At 62.9% G+C, this 4,587-nt stretch carries 5 protein-coding genes and 1 tRNA gene; 2 read left to right on the forward strand and 4 right to left on the reverse strand.

From position 1 onward, the window contains the following. A partial coding sequence (locus AC2VOU_RS05010; RefSeq protein ID WP_486956366.1) for a nucleotidyl transferase AbiEii/AbiGii toxin family protein occupies nt 1-465 on the forward strand: 465 nt, incomplete at its 5' end. An 85-nt stretch (nt 466-550) separates the two neighbouring features. Here AC2VOU_RS05010 and AC2VOU_RS05015 read toward each other — a convergent pair. From AC2VOU_RS05015 to AC2VOU_RS05030, 4 genes are all read right to left on the reverse strand, one after another. After that, nucleotides 551-624, reverse strand: a tRNA-Ile gene (locus AC2VOU_RS05015). Beyond that, nucleotides 615-812 (reverse strand): hypothetical protein, encoded by a 198-nt coding sequence (locus tag AC2VOU_RS05020; protein ID WP_486956367.1) that lies wholly within the window; start codon nt 810-812, stop codon nt 615-617. Before AC2VOU_RS05020 ends, AC2VOU_RS05015 begins: the two co-directional genes overlap by 10 nt. Nucleotides 813-1,018: 206 nt before the next feature. Further along, nucleotides 1,019-1,357, reverse strand: coding sequence for a P-II family nitrogen regulator (locus AC2VOU_RS05025; protein WP_486956368.1), 339 nt, complete (start codon nt 1,355-1,357; stop codon nt 1,019-1,021). After that, entirely contained in the window at nt 1,296-2,738 is a 1,443-nt protein-coding gene (locus AC2VOU_RS05030) for an ammonium transporter (protein ID WP_486956369.1), read from the reverse strand. The genes AC2VOU_RS05025 and AC2VOU_RS05030 overlap by 62 nt, the downstream gene beginning before the upstream one ends. A 304-nt stretch (nt 2,739-3,042) precedes the next feature. Here AC2VOU_RS05030 and glsA point away from each other — a divergent pair. Next, nucleotides 3,043-4,587 (forward strand): glutaminase A (gene glsA / locus AC2VOU_RS05035; protein WP_486956370.1); only part of this gene is annotated, 1,545 nt, incomplete at its 3' end.

Below are 4,587 nucleotides of genomic sequence, written 5' to 3' on the forward strand. Positions count from 1 at the left end.
GACATCGACTTGATCGCGATCGGCGATCGCAAGTCCCTGGCTGCCACACTCGACTCGGACCTCCCTCGCGCGTTGTCCCGTTCGCATGGCCGGCTCACTCTTGACCCAATGTTGGGCAGCGTCGCGAGCGCCCAACCGGCCACTCTTCGATCGCCGGGCGGCCTGTCCGTGCGAATTCAGCTGCTCTCCGCGCACGACCGAGTGGTGTGGCCATCCGAGCGGCGCGTCATGGTTCAGCGCTACACCGACGCACCCGCAGCCGAGTTGCTCGTTCCGACACTGCCTGCCTTCGCCGCGTCGAAGACCTCGACATGGGCCGATCGGCGCGGCGCTCGCGACCTTTGGGACCTGTGGGCGCTCAGTCACCTCGGCGCAACTCGCCGGACAGACCCGAATCACGGTCTCGGCGCGTACGGCTCTCGACACGGTGCGGGCGGCTTGGCACGCCACCAGAATCCCGGATGACCAGCGTGGCAGCCGGAATCTCGGCCCTTATAAACGATGAATAAACGGTGACTTGGCACCGAAAATCTTGAAAAATAGCCTCTAGTGGGGCGGGCGGGGCTCGAACCCGCGACCAACGGATTATGAGTCCGCGGCTCTAACCGACTGAGCTACCGCCCCCGGTGCATTTCAAATGCCGATACGTGATTCTTAGCTAACTCGCTTTCGGTTCGCCGCCTTCGCCACACCGCAGTGCTTTCGATTGCCTTGCCCAGCGCATCGGCAACGCTGGACAAATCGTCACCGAAGTGATGACCGTACCTGTCCCAGGTCATTGCCGCCGTGGCGTGGCCGAGCATCCGCTGCACGACCTTTACGTTAGCGCCTGCCGATATTTGCGATTCGTCATCAAGTGGTTGGGTCCCACTGATGTGCCGCAGGAATTTTGGCCCCGGGCGTTGGTGTTCGAGGTGCGCTGCGTGCTGGTGCGCGGTATCGAGTTCGGTGGCGGTGTGAGGTGCCACTCACGTCGTCGGCTGGATGGTCGCGACCCGCAAGTCGGCGGCAGCGCGCCTCAAATCGCGTCAGCACCACGTTCGCCGGTGCGCACCCGCACCACCGTTTCCACCGGGCTGACCCACACTTTTCCGTCGCCGATCTCACCGGTCCGTGCGGTCCGCACGATGCTGTCTAGGACCTTGTCCGCGTCGTAGTCTTCGACGAGCACTTCGATGCGCACCTTCGGCACGAAGTCGACCGAGTACTCAGCACCCCGGTACACCTCAGTGTGCCCGTTCCGCCGGCCGTATCCCTGGACTTCGCTGACCGTCATCCCCAGAATCCCCACCTGCTCAAGGCTGGCTTTGATGTCCTCGAGCGTGAACGGCTTCACGATCGCGGTAATCAGCTTCATGTCGTTTTCCCTCTTCAGCCGAATGGACAAGAACCGAATTGCCGCCGCCGGGAGCGAGATCGTAGCCGCTCTCCGCGTGCTGCGTCTCGTCGACGCCCGTTGCTTCGTCTTCGGCGTTCAGGCGCAGCCCGATGGTGTATTTCAGCACCAGAGCCACGATCAGTGTGCTGACGGCCGAATACGCCAAAACACTCGATGCGCCGATAGCCTGGCGGGTCAGCTGGGCGAAGCCGCCGCCGTAGAACACCCCTGCGGACGTGCTGCCGCCGCCGAGTGCGATGGCGGGTGATTGCGGTGCTGCGAGCAGACCTATCAGCAGCGTGCCCAGCAGGCCGCCGACCAGGTGCACGCCGACCACATCCAAGGAGTCGTCGAATCCCAGCTTGAACTTCAGGCCGACCGCCAGCGCGCAGACGACGCCGGCGACCACACCGATAATCAGCGCACCAAGCACATTGACCGACGAACACGACGGCGTGATCGCGACCAGCCCGGCCACGATCCCCGACGCCGCGCCGAGCGTGGTCGCGTGCCCGTAGCGGATCCGCTCGGTGGCCAGCCAGCCCAGCATCGCGGCGGCGCTGGCCACCGTGGTGGTGATGAAGGTCGTCCCGGCGACCCCGTTGGAAGTGGTGGCCGACCCGGCGTTGAAGCCGTACCAACCGAACCACAGCAAGCCCGCGCCCAGCATGACGAACGGCACGTTGTGTGGTCGGGACGGGTTCTTCGGCCAGCCCCTGCGCTTGCCCAGCACGATCGCCAACACCAAGCCGGCCACACCGGCGTTGATATGGACCGCTGTCCCGCCCGCGAAGTCGATCGCGTGCAGCTTGTTGGTGATCCAGCCGCCGTGAGCTGCGGTGACGCCGTCGCCAGCGAAGACCCAGTGCGCGACCGGAAAGTAAACGACGGTCGCCCAGATTCCGGCGAAAACCGTCCAGCTGCCGAACTTCAGCCGGTCGGCCACCGCCCCGGAGATCAACGCCACGGTGATGATGGCGAACATCAGTTGGAATGCGACGAAGACGTTCTGCGGCAGCGTGCCAGCCAACGCGATCTTGGTCTCCGGGGTGTTGCCGCTGGCGGCGACGCCGTTGACCCCGATAAGGCCCTTGAGGCCGAAGTATTGGGTCGGGTTTCCTGCGACGTTGCCGACGTCGTCGCCGAAGGCGAGCGAATAGCCGTAGACCACCCACAGCACAGTCACGACGCCCATCGCGATGATGCTCATCATGATCATGTTGAGCACGCTTTTGACGCGGACCATCCCGCCGTAGAAGAACGCCAAGCCGGGCGTCATCAAAAGCACCAACGCGGAGCTCGCCAGCATCCAGGCGGTGTCGCCGGTGTCCGGCACTCCCATCGTGGGGAAATGGTCCACTGCCCCTCACCTCCCTCAGCAAGGGCCGCCCAGCTTCGTACTCCTACGAGGTAACCAGGAACGGCCTGTGTGCAGTGTGTGAGTATTCATTCTTTATCCGGCCTACGCGAATCCTCAACGGCGTCTTGATGATTCCTTTACAACATGGCCTCCGAGCCAACCGTACTATCGCGGGGGACACCATGTACGAGGTACATGTACGAAGTAACTGACGGGATGGCACGCTATGTCGACGTTGTACGCAGAGTTCGATCAATCCTCGCGACAGGCCTCTGCTGATCACGGTTTCCTACGCAGGAGTTGCGTGTCGGCTGAGGACGCCGGCGGTGTCGCCGCCATCGCGCAGACCTTCAAAACAGATGCTCAACAGCGAATTTCGCTGATGGAGCTGATCAACAGGATCAGTAACACGGGAATCAGAACCGATGATCCGCGGGTACGCGAGATTTTAGACGCGAACAGCCGGGACGGCGGTGGGCTGACGTCCGGGCAATTCGCCACCATCTGCGAAGCCAGCGGCAGACTGGTCGCCCGCGCCCTGCTGGGTGACCTGGTGATTCCCGACTTCGCGCGGCTGGAAAATGAGCTTCACGAAATGTATGACAGCGTGCGTGGGGATACTGCCGGCGCTGTCGCAGACTACATTCCGCAGCTGAAGCGGGTTGATCCGGAGAAATTCGGCATCGCAGTCTGCACCGTCGACGGGCAGCGGTTCAGCGTCGGTGACACCACCGACCTGTTTTGCGTCCAGTCCATGTGTAAACCGATCAACTACAGCTTGGCCCTGGAAGAACACGGGATTGCCGCCGTCCACTCGCGCGTCGGCCGTGAGCCCAGCGGCCGCGGATTCAACGAATTGTCACTCACCGAAGCCGGCTTGCCGCATAACCCGATGATCAACTCGGGCGCCATCATGACTTCTTCACTATTACGTTCCCGCGACGAGCTGGCAGACCGCTTCGACCATGTGGCCGACACATGGCGCAGGCTCTCGGGTTCGAACAGAGTCGGCTTCAACAACTCGGTCTATCTGTCTGAACGCAAGACCGCAGATCGCAACTTTGCTCTCGGCTACTTCATGCGAGAACACGGCGCTTTCCCGCCGGGCATAGATTTGGTCGAGGCGCTGGAGTTCTACTTCCAGTGCTGCGCGATCGAACTTGATACCGAGGGGCTGGCAACAGTAGCAGCCGCTTTCGCGAACGCCGGCATCAATCCTCTGACCAATGACCCCGTCTTCAAACCCAGCACCGTGCGCTATTGCTTGTCGTTGATGTCCTCCTGCGGCATGTACGACTATTCGGGCGAGTTTGCGTTCACCATCGGCCTGCCGGCCAAAAGTGGCGTGTCCGGCGGTCTTATGCTCGTCGTCCCAGGGGTCATGGGTGTGTGCATCTGGTCTCCGCGACTGGACACCCACGGCAACTCGGTCCGCGGAGTCGCGTTCTGCCGAGAGTTGGTCGACCGCTACAATTTTCACGCCTTCGACTCGCTGACCGTCGGCGAGGAAACCGGTAAGCGCGACCCGCGCAGGAAGAAGAACGAAGCCGCGATAACCGAGACCATGCGACTGTTGTACGCGGCGAGCCAGGGCGATCTGGAAGAAATGCGGGCAGTGCTTGCTACCGGATCTGACCCCAACGCAGCCGATTACGACGGCAGGACAGGACTACACCTGGCCGCATCCGAGGGACACCTCACCGCGGTCAAATACCTGCTCGCCGCCGGAGCCCGGCCAGGCGCTACCGACCGCTGGGGAGGTACGCCGCTGACAGACGCCAAGCGAGCCAAGCACACCGAGGTGGCCGAACTCTTGGCGGCCCAGGACTCCGCCGCGGAGCCCGCGACG

This window comes from Mycobacterium sp. TH-M25, assembly GCF_057473665.1.

Bases quoted from the DNA above. Each gene is read 5' to 3' on its own strand.
- AC2VOU_RS05025 (WP_486956368.1), bottom strand. From the start codon at position 1,357: ATGAAGCTGATTACCGCGATCGTGAAGCCGTTCACGCTCGAGGACATC.